Origin of the sequence: Nocardioides exalbidus (assembly GCF_900105585.1) — a bacterium.
GTDB lineage: Bacteria > Actinomycetota > Actinomycetes > Propionibacteriales > Nocardioidaceae > Nocardioides > Nocardioides exalbidus.
In genome coordinates this window covers 3,078,072-3,092,756 of sequence record NZ_FNRT01000002.1, presented here as the reverse complement: position 1 = coordinate 3,092,756, position 14,685 = coordinate 3,078,072, and the positions used below count along the sequence as shown (strand labels likewise).

General features: G+C 72.6%; 16 protein-coding genes. 6 read left to right on the top strand and 10 right to left on the bottom strand.

The window, feature by feature from the left end:
• The first annotated feature begins 9 nt into the window (after positions 1 to 9).
• Positions 10 to 1,101, top strand: a complete 1,092-nt coding sequence (locus tag BLV76_RS15210) for a DNA glycosylase AlkZ-like family protein (protein ID WP_090969912.1) — start codon at positions 10 to 12, stop codon at positions 1,099 to 1,101.
• Positions 1,102 to 1,131: 30 nt separating this feature from the next.
• Here the strand turns inward: BLV76_RS15210 and BLV76_RS15205 are convergent, their stop codons facing one another.
• From BLV76_RS15205 to BLV76_RS15190, 4 genes are read right to left on the bottom strand one after another with little or no spacing between them, the layout of a single operon-like run.
• Positions 1,132 to 1,464, bottom strand: coding sequence for a hypothetical protein (locus BLV76_RS15205; RefSeq protein ID WP_139306591.1), 333 nt, complete (start codon positions 1,462 to 1,464; stop codon positions 1,132 to 1,134).
• Positions 1,465 to 1,509: 45 nt separating this feature from the next.
• Positions 1,510 to 2,085 carry a hypothetical protein gene (locus tag BLV76_RS15200; protein WP_217630359.1) on the bottom strand — a complete coding sequence of 192 codons (576 nt, stop codon included), beginning with the start codon at positions 2,083 to 2,085 and terminating at the stop codon, positions 1,510 to 1,512.
• Positions 2,078 to 2,419 (bottom strand): hypothetical protein, encoded by a 342-nt coding sequence (locus tag BLV76_RS15195; RefSeq protein WP_090969909.1) that lies wholly within the window; start codon positions 2,417 to 2,419, stop codon positions 2,078 to 2,080. The genes BLV76_RS15200 and BLV76_RS15195 overlap by 8 nt, the downstream gene beginning before the upstream one ends.
• A gap of 31 nt (positions 2,420 to 2,450) precedes the next feature.
• Positions 2,451 to 3,278 (bottom strand): helix-turn-helix domain-containing protein, encoded by an 828-nt coding sequence (locus tag BLV76_RS15190; protein WP_090969907.1) that lies wholly within the window; start codon positions 3,276 to 3,278, stop codon positions 2,451 to 2,453.
• A 52-nt stretch (positions 3,279 to 3,330) separates the two neighbouring features.
• Between BLV76_RS15190 and BLV76_RS15185 the strand changes: the two genes are divergently transcribed.
• Complete coding sequence (locus tag BLV76_RS15185) at positions 3,331 to 3,903, top strand: TIGR03086 family metal-binding protein (RefSeq protein WP_090969905.1); 573 nt, start codon at positions 3,331 to 3,333, stop codon at positions 3,901 to 3,903.
• Here the strand turns inward: BLV76_RS15185 and BLV76_RS15180 are convergent.
• Genes BLV76_RS15180 through lepA form a run of 3 tightly spaced genes read right to left on the bottom strand, consistent with a single transcriptional unit; the run spans position 3,792 to position 7,162 of the window.
• The gene (locus BLV76_RS15180; protein WP_090969903.1) at positions 3,792 to 4,742 is read right to left on the bottom strand and encodes an alpha/beta hydrolase fold domain-containing protein; all 951 of its coding nucleotides are present in this window, start codon (positions 4,740 to 4,742) and stop codon (positions 3,792 to 3,794) included. The two genes, BLV76_RS15185 and BLV76_RS15180, sit on opposite strands and share 112 nt — an antisense overlap.
• A 48-nt stretch (positions 4,743 to 4,790) precedes the next feature.
• Entirely contained in the window at positions 4,791 to 5,291 is a 501-nt protein-coding gene (locus tag BLV76_RS15175; protein ID WP_090969901.1) for a HutD/Ves family protein, read from the bottom strand.
• Positions 5,288 to 7,162, bottom strand: a complete 1,875-nt coding sequence (gene lepA / locus BLV76_RS15170; RefSeq protein ID WP_090969899.1) for a translation elongation factor 4 — start codon at positions 7,160 to 7,162, stop codon at positions 5,288 to 5,290. Before lepA ends, BLV76_RS15175 begins: the two co-directional genes overlap by 4 nt.
• Positions 7,163 to 7,295: 133 nt before the next feature.
• Between lepA and BLV76_RS15165 the strand changes: the two genes are divergently transcribed.
• A complete protein-coding gene (locus tag BLV76_RS15165) occupies positions 7,296 to 8,213 on the top strand; it encodes a DMT family transporter (RefSeq protein ID WP_175539692.1) in 918 nt (305 codons plus the stop codon).
• Here BLV76_RS15165 and bglX read toward each other — a convergent pair.
• On the bottom strand, positions 8,203 to 10,566 hold the full coding sequence (bglX, locus tag BLV76_RS15160; protein WP_090969895.1) for a beta-glucosidase BglX: 2,364 nt from the start codon (positions 10,564 to 10,566) through the stop codon (positions 8,203 to 8,205). The genes BLV76_RS15165 and bglX overlap by 11 nt on opposite strands.
• Positions 10,567 to 10,693: 127 nt before the next feature.
• Positions 10,694 to 11,224, bottom strand: a complete 531-nt coding sequence (locus BLV76_RS15155) for a GNAT family N-acetyltransferase (RefSeq protein WP_090969893.1) — start codon at positions 11,222 to 11,224, stop codon at positions 10,694 to 10,696.
• 83 nt (positions 11,225 to 11,307) lie between these two features.
• Here BLV76_RS15155 and BLV76_RS15150 point away from each other — a divergent pair, with 83 nt between their 5' ends.
• From BLV76_RS15150 to rpsT, 3 genes are all read left to right on the top strand, one after another.
• The gene (locus tag BLV76_RS15150) at positions 11,308 to 12,267 is read left to right on the top strand and encodes a phosphotransferase family protein (RefSeq protein ID WP_090969890.1); all 960 of its coding nucleotides are present in this window, start codon (positions 11,308 to 11,310) and stop codon (positions 12,265 to 12,267) included.
• On the top strand, positions 12,264 to 13,217 hold the full coding sequence (locus tag BLV76_RS15145; protein ID WP_139306590.1) for an aminoglycoside phosphotransferase family protein: 954 nt from the start codon (positions 12,264 to 12,266) through the stop codon (positions 13,215 to 13,217). The genes BLV76_RS15150 and BLV76_RS15145 overlap by 4 nt, the downstream gene beginning before the upstream one ends.
• A 152-nt stretch (positions 13,218 to 13,369) precedes the next feature.
• The gene (gene rpsT, locus BLV76_RS15140; RefSeq protein ID WP_090969885.1) at positions 13,370 to 13,630 is read left to right on the top strand and encodes a 30S ribosomal protein S20; all 261 of its coding nucleotides are present in this window, start codon (positions 13,370 to 13,372) and stop codon (positions 13,628 to 13,630) included.
• A gap of 67 nt (positions 13,631 to 13,697) precedes the next feature.
• Here the strand turns inward: rpsT and holA are convergent, their stop codons facing one another.
• Entirely contained in the window at positions 13,698 to 14,684 is a 987-nt protein-coding gene (gene holA, locus BLV76_RS15135) for a DNA polymerase III subunit delta (RefSeq protein WP_090969883.1), read from the bottom strand.
• Position 14,685: the final 1 nt, after the last annotated feature.

Genomic DNA, 14,685 nt, shown 5'->3' with positions numbered 1-14,685 from the left:
GGTCCGCACGTGGCACTGACCTGGGACGACCTGGCCGCGGCGTCGCTGGCGCGCCAGTTCCCCTCCGACCCCGCCCCGGACCTCGTCGGCCGCCTCACCGAGACCGGCCCCATCCAGTCCCAGACGGCCCGGTCGCCCTTCCTGGGCCTCGCCGCCCGCTACCCCGGGACCACGCGGGAGGAGGTCACGGAGGCCTACGAGTCCGGGTCCGTCGTGCGCGGGAGCACGATCCGCGGCACCGTGCACACCGCGACGCCCGACCAGTTCGCCGCCCTCGGGGCCGCGACGCGTGTCGGCCAGCGCACGCTGTGGATGCGGATGCTGCGCCTGGAGCACGGGACGCTCGAGGAGCTGTGGACGGCCACCGAGGCGTTCGCCACCGACTGGCGCTCGACGGACGCGCTCGAGCAGCACCTGCACGACTGGCTCGTCGCGCGCGAGGGTCGCGACGACGTCACCGGACAGCCGGCCGGGCGCTACCTCGCGTTCGGCCACGGCGGGCTGGTGCGCCGGCCGGTCAACGGGGACTGGTCCGGGCAGGGCGCACCCGAGTACCGCTTCCTCCCACCCGCAACGGATCCCACGCTCGCCGATGCCGTCCGGTTGCACCTGCGCTGCCACGGCCCCTCGTCGCGCCAGGACGTCGCCTGGTGGTCGGGGTTGGGGCTGCGGCACGTCGACAGCGTGCTGGACCAGGTCGACGGGCTGGTCCGCGACGACGGCCCCGACGGCAGGACGTACGTCGATCTCGCGGGCGCTCCGGCCCCGCGAGAGCTCGCGGGCGTGCGCCTGCTCCCCGAGTTCGACGCACTCATGTGTGGCTACGACCCGGCCGGTCGCGTCCGCTTCTCGGAGAAGGCCCACCTCGACCGGCTCTGGAGCGGGGCCAACGGGATGGTCCTGGCGCCGTTGCTGGTCGACGGCCGGATCACCGGATACTGGCGTGCCACCGGCACGGCGAAGCGCCGGCCGCTCGAGGTGACGTGGTTCTCGCGGACGCGGAAGCCGCGAAGGACCGAGCTCGAGGCCCCGGTCTCCGCGCTCGGGGCGGCCCTCGGGATCACGGTCACCGACCTCTCGGTCGAGCGGGAGGTCGTCTGAGCCGAGCCTCGTCGGAACGAGGTGGATGCCTCACGAGCGGGTCGCGGCGACCCGCCCCGGTCCGGCCTGGCTTGTTCCGGCCATCGCGCTCCCGCCGACGAGCGCCACGAGGCACCCCAGTCCCATCAGGGTCGCGACCCACGTCCGGGACTCGGCGACGACGGGGCCGCACGCGTCCGCAGCTCGTCGCTCGTCGACCGTGGCTCCGGGACCCGTCTCCCCACGGTCGGGGGTGCCGGGCAGCAGCCACGACGCAGGGATCGACGGGCCGCAGTCCAGGACCTGGCCTGCGACCGACGCTGCCGGCCGGTGCTCGGTTCCGACCGCGAACGCAGCGAGCAGCACGAGCAGCCCAATCGTCACGGCAACCCTGGCCCAGACCATCCGTCGAGTATGGCCCGAGCGCTGCTAGAACGGCAGTCCCTCGGCCCCGACGGGCACGACGAGCACTCCCAGCAACCGGCCGTCCGGTCCGAGCGCGGCGCGCCCTTGCCACTCCCCCGCCTCGCAGACGAGGGTGGTGACGCCGACGACCGTGCCGAGGACCGGGCCGTCGGGCGCGGGCTCGCCACCGGGGAGCTCGACCGTCGTGCCCTCGCAGCGGACGAGGTTGCCGGCGTCGGCGACCGCACGTGCCCACGTGCCGAGCACGACGTCGCGGGTCAGCACCCGGGCCACGTCGTCGGGCATCAGGGCGCGGAGGTCGTCGTACGCCCCCTCGTCGATCAGCGTGAAGACCCGCTCGGTCGTCGACCGGACGGATGCGTGGTCGGTGGGCGCCATGGGCTCTCCTGTCCGGGGGTCGCGCGGGGTGCCGAAGCGCTTGAACACGTTCTGCCGGGACGTGCCGAGCACCGAGCCGATCGCCGCCCAGCTCGCCCCCGCCGCGCGGGCGGCGTGCACCGCGTCGGCGAGGCCGCGCTCGGCGAGGTGGAGGGTCGTGGCCGCGGCACGTACGTCGTCCAGCGGGTCGCCGTCAGGCACTGCCGGTCCGCGACTCCCGCGAGGCCGCCGACCCGGCCGGGACGATCACGCCGGCCATGATGAAGCCGACCGCCCAGAAGCTCGGGTTGCCGCCGAGGCGGAACATCGCGTAGCCGAGGACGACCCCGACGACCGCAGCCAAGGCGTACTGCCCGACCGACGTCGTGCGGCGGGACTCGCCCGGTCGGGTGGCGTAGGACCCGGCGAAGAGCATCAGCCACAGCGAGAGGGCGAGCGCGATCCCGACCAGGAACGCCCAGCCTCCACCGGTCAGGAGACCGACGGCGACGGTGACGGCTGCTGCCACGACGAGGTGTCCGAGGAGGAGGGGCATGCCTCCACGGTGCCGCAGTGCAGCACGCGTGTCAACTTTTGGTTGACGCTGGTTGGTCGCGGAGGAACTCCCCCGGCGTCACCCCGGTCATCGTGCGGAAGTCGTGGGTGAAGTGGGCCTGGTCGGTGTAGCCGAGGCCGGCGGCCACGTCGGCCAGGCTGGTCGACCCCGCCTTGAGCGCCTCGACCGCGTCGTGCAGCCGGCGTCGCTGCACCAGCCACTTCGGGCTCAGTCCGAGGCGCTGCTCGACCAGCCGCTGGAGGCTGCGCTCGGTGAGGCCGAGCTCGTCGGCCATCTCACCGACCCGGGTCACCTCGGGGTGCTCGCGGAGCCACGCGACGAGGTGGTTGACCAGCAGTCCCTGCTCGTCGACGGGCAGGAATCCGGTGAGCCACTCCTCCATCGCCGCGATCGCGGCGAGGTGCGATGCCGGGTCGTGCGGAGCGACCTCCATCGCGGCGCGGACGTCGTCGACCAGTCGGGCGTCCGGCAGCACCTCGACCAGGTCGATCGCCGTGTCGGTGAGCTCCGCGACGGACCGGCCGAGCACCAGCCGACCGGCGGCGGGCATCAGCATCGTGCCGACGGCATAGCCGTCGCCCTCGAGCGTCACGCTCGAGCGGCCGCGGGCGACACCGTAGAGCCGGGCGTAGGTGTTGCTGACGACCACGAGGCAGATCGGGTGCTGGAGCGTGCTCTGGGTCGAGGGCTCGGCCAGCGACCAGACCGGGATCCAGTAGCGGTCGACGAGGTCGGCGAGGTGGTCGCTCGGCGCGTAGCGGTGGATCGGCGGCGACGGCCGGGTGACACCGGTCAGGTGGGCCCGGTCCACGGGGTCGGTGGGGTGCGGACCGCTCATGTGTCGGATTATCACAATCGCCACCGACACCGGGCCTGCGAGCCTCGGGGCCATGACCACCACGACCAGCACGAGTGCACAGAACTTCACCACGCGCGCGGACACCTTCGCCGCGATCCTCGACGGGGTCGGCGACCGGTGGGACGCGCCCACGCCCTGCGACGACTGGACGGTCCGCGACATCGTCGTCCACGCGATCGAGACGGAGCGCGAGTTCCTCGAGCGGCAGGAGCTCGACACCGGCACCGCGCCCGACACGACGGACCCGGCGGCCGCCTGGCGCCGGCACGCAGCCGCCGTGGCCGAGGTGCTCGGACGCGACGGCGTCGCCGAGCGGGAGTACGACGGCTACTTCGGGCGGACGACGATCGCCGCGACCATGGCCGACTTCTACGGCTGGGACCTCGTCGTCCACGGCTCCGACATCGCCCGCGCCACCGGCCAGCCGTGGGAGGTCAGCGAGGAGGAGGCCGACGTGCTCCACGCTGCCGCCGACGGCTGGGGCGACGCGCTCTACTCCGAGGGCGTCTGCGCGGAGGCGGTCGACGTACCGGACGACGCGTCCGCCTCCGACCGCCTCCTGGCCCGGCTCGGCCGCGACCCGCGCTGGGCGCCCGCAGCCTGACCTGCGGCCCGGATCTCGTCGGCCACCATCGCCATCGTGGCGCGGGCCCGCACGGGGTCCTCGGTGAGGAAGTAGTGGTCGACGCCGGGTGTGACGTCGTGGACGACGCGGACGCCGGCATCGCGCAGGCGGTCCGCGTACGCATCGCCCTCGGCCCGGAGCACGTCGCGCTCGGCGGTGAGCACGACCGCCGGCGGCAGTCCCGTGAGGTCCGGGGCCAGGAGCGGGGAGGCGTACGGCTCGCGCCGGCTCGCGGGGTCCGGGAGGTAGACCCGTCGCACGAGGCGGCGCAGGTCCGGCGAGATCATCCCGGGATCGCCGTCGCGCGGCTCGGCCGACAGGTCGAGCGCGGGGATCCCGAGCACCTGCAACGTCGGCGCGAACGATCCGGCGTCGCGCGCCTGCAGGGCGACCGAGGCGGCGAGCCCGCCGCCCGAGCTGAAGCCGCCGACCGACACGGGGGTGCCGTCCCCCGCAAGCGAGGCCGCGACGTCGTGGGCCTGCTGCTGGGCCACCGGGTAGGCCACCCGCGGAGCCACCTCGAAGTCGACGTTGGCCACCACGACACCGGCGGTCGCGGTGACGTAGCGGCACCACCAGTCGTCCATCTCCGGGTAGCGCATGAGGAAGGCACCGCCGTGGAGGTGGACGTGGATCGGCAGGTCCTGCCCGCCGGGTGAGTAGAGGTGCACCCGCACCCGGCCGTGGCGCGTTCGGACGTGGATCCTCTCGGGCGTCGGCAGGTCGCGACCCGCGAACCGCAGCCCGTCGCCGTACGACACCGCGAACCTCGCGCTCGCGCGGATCGCCTCGACGCGGAGCCGGTCTGCCAGTCGCATGCCCCGGCTTCGCAGCGGCCCCCGCGCCCGGATTGGTCAGCGCTGCGGTCAGCCGGCCTCGACCGTGACCACCGCGACTGTGCCGCGACCGGCGACCTCGCCCGGACCGATGACGAGGCTGCCGCGCGCCTCGCCCGTGATGACGTAGGCAGCCTGGTCGACGGCCAGTGGCAGGGCCGAGCCGCGACCGAGCTCGAGCACGGTGCAGTACGCCGCCACGCTCGCGTCGGCGATCACGTTGAGGGCACGCACGGGCCCCTCGGGCACGGACGCCACGACCTCGGCCTCGCCGGAGAAGGCGAACGGGCGCTGCGGCTCGACGACCTGAGGCACGCCGTCGACGGTCAGGTCGAGCACCGGGCCCTCCACGACCGTCAGCAGCCGGTGCAGGCCGGGGAACAGCGAGAAGGGCCCGTCGGACTCGATCGTGGCGAGGCTGATCCGCCACGACCCGTCACCCGCGCGCGCGAGCTCCCGCGTCGTGCCGCCACCGTTGGGCCACGGCCTCGGCGCGACGTCGTCGGCACGGACCGTGCGGCCGCCACTCACTTCTTGCCGGTCTTCTCCGCCGGCTGCGTGGTGGCGAGCGCGGCGACGAAGGCCTCCGGCGGCACCTCGACCGAGCCGATGTTCTTCATCCGCTTCTTGCCGGCCTTCTGCTTCTCGAGCAGCTTGCGCTTGCGGCTGATGTCACCGCCGTAGCACTTGGCGAGGACGTCCTTGCGGATCGCGCGGATGGTCTCGCGGGCGATCACGCGCGCGCCGATGGCGGCCTGGATCGGCACCTCGAACTGCTGGCGCGGGATCAGGTCCTTGAGCTTGCCGGCCATCATCACGCCGTAGGAGTAGGCCGCCTCGCGGTGGATGATCGCGCTGAACGCATCGACCGGCTCGCCCTGCAGCAGGATGTCGACCTTGACGAGGTCGGCGGCCTGCTCGCCGGAGCGCTCGTAGTCGAGCGAGGCGTAGCCCTTGGTGCGCGACTTCAGCTGGTCGAAGAAGTCGAAGACGATCTCGCCCATCGGCAGCGTGTAGCGCATCTCGACCCGGTCCTCGGAGAGGTAGTCCATCCCCTGCAGGTTGCCGCGCTTGAGCTGGCACAGCTCCATGATCGTGCCGATGTAGTCGGACGGCGCCAGGATCGTCGCCTTCACGACCGGCTCGCGGACCTCGGCGACCTTGCCGTCGGGGTACTCGCTCGGGTTGGTCACCTCGTGCTGGGTGCCGTCGTCCATGACGACCTCGTAGACCACGTTGGGCGCGGTCGAGATGAGGTCGAGGTTGAACTCGCGCTCGAGGCGGTCGCGGGTGATCTCCATGTGGAGCAGGCCGAGGAAGCCACACCGGAAGCCGAAGCCCAGCGCGCCCGAGGTCTCGGGCTCGTAGGTGAGGGCGGCGTCGTTGAGCTGGAGCTTCTCGAGGGCGTCGCGCAGGCCCGGGTAGTCGTCGCCGTCGATCGGGTAGAGACCGGCGTAGACCATGGGGTTGGGGTGCTTGTAGCCGCCGAGCGACTCGGTCGCGCCGTGGTGCTGCGAGGTGACGGTGTCACCGACGCGCGACTGGCGCACGTCCTTCACGCCCGTGATCAGGTAGCCGACCTCGCCGACGCCGATCTCCCCGGCCTTCACCGGCTCCGGGCTGATCACGCCGACCTCGAGCATCTCGTGGACCGCGTTGGTCGACATCATCTTGATCCGGTCGCGGTGGCTGAGCTTGCCGTCGACGACGCGGACGTAGGTGACCACGCCGCGGTAGGTGTCGTAGACGGAGTCGAAGATCAGCGCGCGCGCCGGTGCGTCGGCGTCGCCGACCGGGGCCGGCGTCTGCACCACGATCTCGTTGAGGAGCGCCTCGACGCCCACGCCCGTCTTGGCGCTGGTCAGGAGCACCTCCTCCGGCTCGCAGCCGACCAGGCCGGCGAGCTCGGCGGCGTACTTCTCCACGTTGGCGCTCGGCAGGTCGATCTTGTTGAGCACCGGGATGATGTGGAGGTCGGCACCCATCGCGAGGTAGAGGTTGGCCAGCGTCTGGGCCTCGATGCCCTGGGCGGCGTCGACCAGCAGGATCGCGGCCTCACAGGCCTCGAGCGACCGGGAGACCTCGTAGGTGAAGTCGACGTGGCCCGGGGTGTCGATCATGTTGAGCACGTAGGTGCCCGGCTCGGCGCCGGCCTCGTTGTCGGCGGGGACCGTCCACGGCATGCGCACGGCCTGCGACTTGATCGTGATGCCGCGCTCGCGCTCGATGTCCATCCGGTCGAGGTACTGCGCCCGCGACGCCCGCTCGTCGACCACCCCGGTCAGCTGCAGCATCCGGTCGGCCAGCGTCGACTTGCCGTGGTCGATGTGCGCGATGATGCAGAAGTTGCGGATGATCGACGGGTCGGTCGAGCCCGGCTGCGGCGCGTTCTTGAGGCTCACTGACTGCTTTCGGCTCTGGTTTCGAGTCTGGTACGACGGGGTCGGGCCATTCTTCCACGCTGGTCACGCCGCACCGAACCGGCGACGAGCCTGCCGACGGCGCTCCGCCCGACGAGGGCTAGCGTGCGGACACGTGACCCGGCCCGACGCGACGCGACTGCCCCTCGTCCCGGCCGTCGCGTTCGTCCTGGTGTGGTCGTCCGGCTACATCTCGGGTCCTGCCGCCGTGCACGCAGCCGCGCCGTTCTCCGTGCTCGGCTGGAGGTTCGTGATCGCCGCGGTCCTGGCCGCCGGGCTCGCGTTGCTCCTGCGCCGGCCGACAAGGATGGACCGCGGCACGCTCGGCCGCGTCGCCCTCGTCGGCCTGGTGATGAACGGGCTGATGTTCGGGATGATGTACGTCGCCTTCGACCTCGGCCTGGGCGCGACCCTCGCCTCGCTCTTCCACGCCCTCAGCCCGGTCCTGACCGCCGTCCTCGCGTCCGTCCTGCTCGGCGAGCGGATCTCGGCGGTGCAGGTCGGAGGCTTCGTCGTCGGGGTCGCCGGCGTGCTGCTGGTGCTCGGCTCCGACCTCGGGCACGCCGGCGGGCCGGTCGCGGTCGGCATCGGCTGCCTCAGCATGCTCACCCTCAGCCTCGGCACCCTCGGCCAGCGCTGGATCGGTGCCCGGCCCGACCTGCTCTGGTCGGCCGCCGTGCAGTTCGCGGTCTCCGCTCCCCCGATGCTCCTCCTCGGCTGGACCACCGAGGGCTTCTGGCCGGTCACCGACGCCCCGCGCGCCCTCGTCTCGGTCCTCTTCCTCGCGATCGTGAACTCGATCATCGGGCTCGTGCTGCTGTCGCTGCTCGTCCTGCGCGGCGGCTCGGGCGCGGCAGCGAGCCTGTTCTTCCTCAGTCCCCCCGTGACCGCGGTCCTCGCGTGGCTGGTGCTCGACGAGACGCTCACCCCGCTGCAGCTCGTCGGTCTCGTGGTCGCCGTGGTCGGGGTCGGCGCGGCCACCCGCACGCGGCGGGTGCCACCGCGCGGGGAGGACGTGCCGCTCACCGGGTGACGGTGAACGTCGCCTTCATCGTCGCCGTCGACGAGTCGCCGCCGTAGACCTCGATCAGCCCCGGCTCCACGACGTACTTCCCCCGGTTGTCGTAGAACCCGAAGTCGCTCGCGTCGAGGGTGAACGTGACCGTCGTGGACTGCCCGGGGTCGAGGCTCACCCGCTGGAACCCGCGGAGCCTGCGCACCGGCTGGGACAGGCTCGCCACCGGGTCGTGCAGGTAGAGCTGCGCCACCTCGTCGCCGGCGACGCTGCCGGTGTTGGTGACCCGCATCGACGCGGTGAGCCGGCCGTCGCGACGGACCGAGCTGCGGCTCAGGCGGAGGTCGCCGACCTCGAAGGTGGTGTAGCTCAGCCCGAAGCCGAAGGGGTAGAGCGGGTCGCAGGTGGCGAGGTCGCGGTAGCGGGAGTTGTACTTGGACGCGGCGTCGCACGGGCGGCCGGTGGGCTCGTGGTTGTAGTAGGTGGGTGCCGTGCCGACCCTCCGCGGGAAGGTCACGGGCAGCTTGCCGCCCGGGTTGACCGTGCCGAAGAGGACGTCGGCGACCGCGTGGCCGCCCTCGGTGCCGGGGAACCAGGCCTCGAAGATCGCCGCCGCCTTGCCCTGCACCGCGCTGAGGTCGAGGGGCCGTCCGTTGAGCAGCACCACCACGACCGGCTTGCCGGTGGCCGCCACGGCGTCGAGCAGCTTCTGCTGCTGGCCCGGGAGGGTCAGCTCGCTGCGCGCGTTGGCCTCGCCGCTCATGTAGGCGTTCTCGCCGAGCGCGAGGACCACCTGGTCGGCCGCCTCCGCCGCGGCCACGGCGTCGTCGATCGTGGTCCCGTCGTCACCGGGGCCGGCGCACACCTCGTCCTCGGGGGTCAGCGGCGGGTTCGCGACGTTGGGCGGGTCGAAGTTGTGGGCCAGGTTGCACGCCTGCGTGTACGTCACCTGGCCGGTGCTCGCGGCCGTCAGGCCCTCGACCAGCGGCACGTGGGCGGGCGCGAGCTCGTCGGCACCGCGACCGGGCCAGGGACCGAGCACGTCGTCGACGGTGTCACCGAACGGGCCGATGAGTGCCGTCGACCTGGCCGGGTCGAGCGGCAGCGCGCCACCGTCGTTCTTGAGCAGGACCATCGACCGGCCGGCGGCCCAGCGGCTCTTCGCCAGGTCGGCGGGCTTGCCGTAGCTGGCCGGGTCGGACGCCTTCGCCACGTCGACGTACGGGTGGTCGAACAGGCCGGCCCGGAACTTCACCCGGAGGATCCGTCGGACGGCGTCGTCGAGCCGCTTCATGGTGATCTGCCGGCTCGCGAGCAGCTGCTCGCCGTAGTCGCGGATGTTGGTGCTCACCATCTCCGAGTCGGTGCCGGCCATCAGTGCCGCGGCTCCCGCCTGCGGGCCGTCAGCGGCGACCCCGTGCCCGCACGGGCCCTCGTCGGGCGTGACCGGCGGGCAGGCGCGCAGCTCCGCGACGGCCGTGTAGTCGCTCTCGATGAAGCCGTCGAAGCCCCACTCCTTCTTGAGGATGTCGGTCTCGGTGTACTTGTTCGCGCACCCGGGGACGCCGTTGATCGAGTTGAACGAGCACATCACCGTGTCGGCGCCCGCGTCGATCGCGGCCTTGAACGGCGGGAGGTAGAGGTTGCGCAGCCGCGACTCGGACAGGTCGGTCGTGTTGTAGTCCCGGCCACCCTCGGCCTCGCCGTAGGCGACGTAGTGCTTGACGCTCGAGACGACCTTGTCGGGCCGGCTGTAGTCGGTGCCCTGGGCACCCTTCACGCGCGCGGCGCCCATGACCGAACCGAGGTAGGGGTCCTCGCCCGCACCCTCGACGATGCGGCCCCACCGCGGCTCGTGCGAGACGTCGACCATCGGGCTGTAGACCTGCTTGATGCCCTGGATGGCCGACTCGCGGGCCCCCACCTCGGCGTCGGCGCTCGCGACCTCCGGGTCGAAGGAGCTCGCGGCGCCCAGCGGCACGGGGAAGACCGTGCGGTAGCCGTGGACGGTGTCGTAGGCGAAGAGGATCGGGATGCCGAGCCGGGACTGCTCGACCGCGACGCGCTGGAAGTGGTTGATCTTCTCGGCGTCGACGAGGCTGAAGACCGAGCCCACTCCCGCCTTGGCGTCGGCGTCGGTGATCTGGCCGTCGGAGAGCAGCTGCACCTGCTGCAGCTTCTCCTTCGTGGTCATCCGGGCCAGGAGCGCGTCGACCTTGCGCTCGATGCCCGCGCTGGGCCTGCCCCGGGTCGGCGCGAGCGCCTCCTCGTCGTCGCTCAGGCCGCGCGCGGCGAGCGCCCCCGTGGCGAGGGCGAGGGTGAGGCCGACGGATGCGACGACGGCGAGGGTGCGGCGTTCGGTGCGCGCCATGGGTGTCTCCCGGGGGTCGGAGGAGCCGAGCCCGGACGGGACCTGCCCGAGCGCAGGTGTGACGTACCTCACCTTCCGCTCGCCCGGGAGCACTGTCAATGGACGTCGGCGCGCTCGCGCTGACGGGCTACCCCGAAGTGGGTACCCAGTAGCGGCGCTTGACCCCGCGCACGTCCTCGAGCACCCCGCCGGCGGCCTCGATGACCTTCGTCGAGCCGTGGTTGTCGACGTCGCAGGTGATCAGCGCCGGGTCGATCCCGAGGCCCGCGGCCCACGGGAGCGCGGCCTGCAGCATCGCGGTCGCATGGCCTTCGCGGCGGCGCGTGGGACGGACGTCGTAGCCGATGTGCCCGCCGACGTCGAGCAGGAAGTCGTTGAGGACGTGGCGGATCGCGAGCCGGCCGAGGTAGGTCTCGCCGTCGATCCACCACAGCGTCGTGCACGGCACGTGCCAGTCGGGCCGCGGGTTGTCCGGGCGCGCGTCCGCCTTCACGGACTCGACGAACGACTCGAACCTCTCGGGATCGGTCCAGCCCGGGGCGTGCACGTCGATCCACGCCGCGGTCTGGGAGAGCTCGACACCCTCGGCGACGAACTCGTCCATCGCCTCGAGGAACGACGCGCGGACATCTGCGGTGGGCAGCACGATCTCGGGCACGGGTCCATCCTCCACGTCCCCCTCCGGCCACTCCACCCGATATCCCGTCGTCGGCGCGCCCGAGCGTGGGGAAGGATGCGCCCATGCCCCGCCAGCCGCTCGCCGACTACCCCGCTCCCCACGGCAGGACCGCGCGCCGGCTCGAGTGGGGCTTCCTCCCGCCGAACCTCCGGACCTGGATCGAGCGCAGGTGCGGCTCCCCCGTCGTGTCCGCGATCTCGCAGACGAGCGGCTTCACGCCGGGCTTCGCGTCGGTGCTGGTGTGCGAGGACGGCTCGCGGCACTTCGTGAAGGCCGCGTCGGTGAAGGCCCAGCAGGTGTTCGCCGACTCCTACCGCGAGGAGGCACGCAAGCTCGCCGCGCTCCCCCGCTCGGTCCCGGCGCCCCGGCTGCTCTGGCAGCTCGACGACGACTGGGTCGTCCTCGGGATCGAGTACGTCGCCGGGCGGGCGCCGCGGAGGCCGTGGCGCGAGGACGAGCTCGACGCCGTGCTCGACTCCCTGGAGCAGGCGGCCGACGAGCTCACCCCGCCCCCGGCCGACCTGTCCCTCGACACGGCCGCGGCCGACTTCGCGCCGCTCGTCGAGGGCTGGGCGTCGCTCCGCGCGCACCGCACCGACCTCGATGCCGCCCACCTCGCGGAGGCCGAGGCGCTGGCCACCCGCTACGCCGAGGTCGTCGGCGGGGACACCCTCGTCCACACCGACATCCGCTCGGACAACGTGATCATCGACTCCGACGGCCGCGCGATGATCTGCGACTGGAACTGGCCGGTCCGCGGCGCCGCGTGGTTCGACTCCTTCGCGGCACTCATCGGCCCGCGCGGCGAGGGCATCGACGTCGACGCCGTGATCGCGTCGCGCCGGCTGCTGCGCGACGTCGATCCCGAGGCGTTCGACATCAACCTCGCGCTCTACGTCGGCTACTTCTTCACCCAGTGCGAGCTCCCCGTCCCGCCGACCTCGCCGCACATCCGCGACCACCAGCGCTGGCAGGGCGAGGTGTGCTGGGACTGGCTCGCGGAGCGCCGGGGCTGGTCGTGACGGCGCCGCGCGCGGTCGGCGTACGCCTCCCCTACGGATCCGTGCCGGCGGCCGTGCGCTCGTGGGTGGAGGGCGTGCTCGGCTCACCGGTGGTCTCGGTCGCCGAGCAGGTGGGCGGCATGTCGCCCGGCTGCGCGACCCGGCTGACCTGTGCCGACGGCACCCGGGCCTTCGTGAAGGCGGTCGGCGACGACCTCAACCCGGACACGCCGAACCTCTTCCGCCGCGAGGCCGCCGTCCTCTCCCACCTCGGCGAGCACCGGCTCTGGGCGCGGCTGCTGGCGTCGTACGACGACGGGGCGTGGGTCGCGCTGCTGATCGAAGACGTCGAGGGGCGCCACCCCGACTTCGCGGACGGTGCCGAGCTCGAGGCGGTCCTGGCCGGGGCCGACCGGCTCTCCGAGGCACTCCGGGAGCGCGGCGAGCCACCGTCGGCCCGCCTCCTCGACGTCGGCGACGTGTTCGGGAAGTGGGCCGACACGCTCGACGCGCTGCCCTCGGCGCCTCCCGGGGCCCCGGTCCCCGACTGGCTGGTGAGCCAGCAACGCGAGTGGTCCGACGTCCTCCGTGCGCAGGCCGACGTGGCCGCGGCCCAGCTCGTCCACTGGGACGTCCGGATCGACAACCTGCTGCGTCGTCCGGACGGAGACGTCGTCTTCGTCGACTGGGGCATGGCCGCTCGCGGGCCGGCGTGGGTCGACCCGCTGCTGGCCCGGATGGAGCGGATGGACGACCCGTGGTTCGACACCTCGATCACGTCGTCCCCCGCCCTCGTGGGAGCGGGTGACGACGCGGTCACGGCCTTCCTCGCGGGGTTCGGCGCGCACCTCGCCGTCCGCTCGGTGACGGCCGTCGACGTCAACCTCCCGACGATCAACGATTTCCGCCGGACCGAGTCGCGGCGGATGCTGGCTGCGGTCGCGCGACGCACCGGCCGCCGGGCGAGCTGAGCGATTTGGGCACGCGCGAGGCCGGACGGTAGTGTTCATCCCTGCATGTCCGGCACCCGACCCGCACTCCCTCTCAGAGCGCAGGGTTGCCAGGCAGCCGACAGGCACCAGACTTCCATTCCAGACCAGCTCGAGCATCCGAGGATCCAGACGTGGCGAACATCAAGTCCCAGATCAAGCGCAACAAGCAGAACGAGAAGGCGCGCCAGCGCAACCAGGCCGTCAAGTCGCGCCTGAAGACCGCGGTCCGCAAGTTCCGCGAGCTCTCCGAGGCGGGCGACAAGGACGCCGCGACCGCTGCCGGCCGCGACGCCATGAAGGCTCTCGACAAGGCCGCCTCGAAGGGCGTCATCCACGCCAACCAGGCCGCCAACCGCAAGTCGTCGATCGCCAAGAAGACCGCCTCCCTCTGAGGCTGGCCCCTGGTCGACACCTCACGCCGGACACCCGCCCTCGTGGCGGGTGTTTCGCATTTCCGGGCTAGCGGGACTCGCGCAACGCGGCGACGGTGAGCACCAGCCGCTCGAGGGCGTAGGACGCGTCGTGGGCCTGGCCCTTGATGTCGGCGTCGGCGACCGCGACGGACCGCACCACCTGCGCGATCCCCTCCGGGCTGAAGGAGCGGGACTGCTGGCGGACCGTGCGCACCTTCCACGGCGGGACGCCGAGGTCGCGGGCGAGGTCGGCCTCCCGGGCGCCACGCGGCGCACCGAGGTAGCGGGCGATGCTCCGGGCGGAGGCCGCCATCGCCGAGGTCACCAGCACCGGCGAGGTCCCGGAGTCGAGCGCCCAGCGAAGCTCCTCCAGCGCGCGGGTCCGGTCGCCGTCGAAGGCCGCGTCGGCCACCGTGAAGGACTTCGCCTCGGCCCGGCCGCCGAAGTAGCGCTGGACCTTGTCGATCGTCAGGTGCTCGCCGTGGAAGTCGTTGGTGAGCTGGTCGGCGGCGGCCGCGAGCGAGCGCAGGTCGGTGCCGACCGCCTGCACGAGGAAGGCTGCGGCGTCGGAGTCAATCCGCGCGCCGTGCGAGGCGACCTCCGAGGTGACGAAGGCCGGCATCGCGCTGGGCTTGACCTCCTCGGACTTCACCTCGGTCACCGGGCCGAGCTTGCGCAGCTTGGTGAGCACGCCGCTCCCCTTCTGCCCGCCCGAGTGCACGAGCACGAGGGCGACGTCCTCGACCGGCGACCCGCAGTAGTCCAGCAGCCCGTCGACCGACTCGTCGGGCAGGTCCTCGATGCCGCGCACGATGACGCACCGGATGGACGAGAACAGCGACGGTGCGGACATCTCCCCCAGCGACGCGAGGGTGAGGTCGGACGCCATCGACTCGGCCAGCTCGGCGTCGGCGTCGTGCGCCCGGACCGCCTCGCGGACCGACGCGACGGTGCGCGCGGAGAGGTATTCCTCCTTGCCCGTCACGAGGACGACGTGGCCGAGGACCTGCTCGGCGGTGGGGGTGCGTGCCATG

Coding starts and splice junctions, on each gene's coding strand:
- BLV76_RS15195 (WP_090969909.1), bottom strand. CDS start 2,419: ATGCCCCTCCTCCTCGGACACCTCGTCGTGGCAGCAGCCGTCACCGTC.
- BLV76_RS15190 (WP_090969907.1), bottom strand. CDS start 3,278: ATGAGCGGTCCGCACCCCACCGACCCCGTGGACCGGGCCCACCTGACC.
- BLV76_RS15185 (WP_090969905.1), top strand. CDS start 3,331: ATGACCACCACGACCAGCACGAGTGCACAGAACTTCACCACGCGCGCG.
- BLV76_RS15180 (WP_090969903.1), bottom strand. CDS start 4,742: ATGCGACTGGCAGACCGGCTCCGCGTCGAGGCGATCCGCGCGAGCGCG.
- bglX (WP_090969895.1), bottom strand. CDS start 10,566: ATGGCGCGCACCGAACGCCGCACCCTCGCCGTCGTCGCATCCGTCGGC.
- BLV76_RS15150 (WP_090969890.1), top strand. CDS start 11,308: ATGCCCCGCCAGCCGCTCGCCGACTACCCCGCTCCCCACGGCAGGACC.
- holA (WP_090969883.1), bottom strand. CDS start 14,684: ATGGCACGCACCCCCACCGCCGAGCAGGTCCTCGGCCACGTCGTCCTC.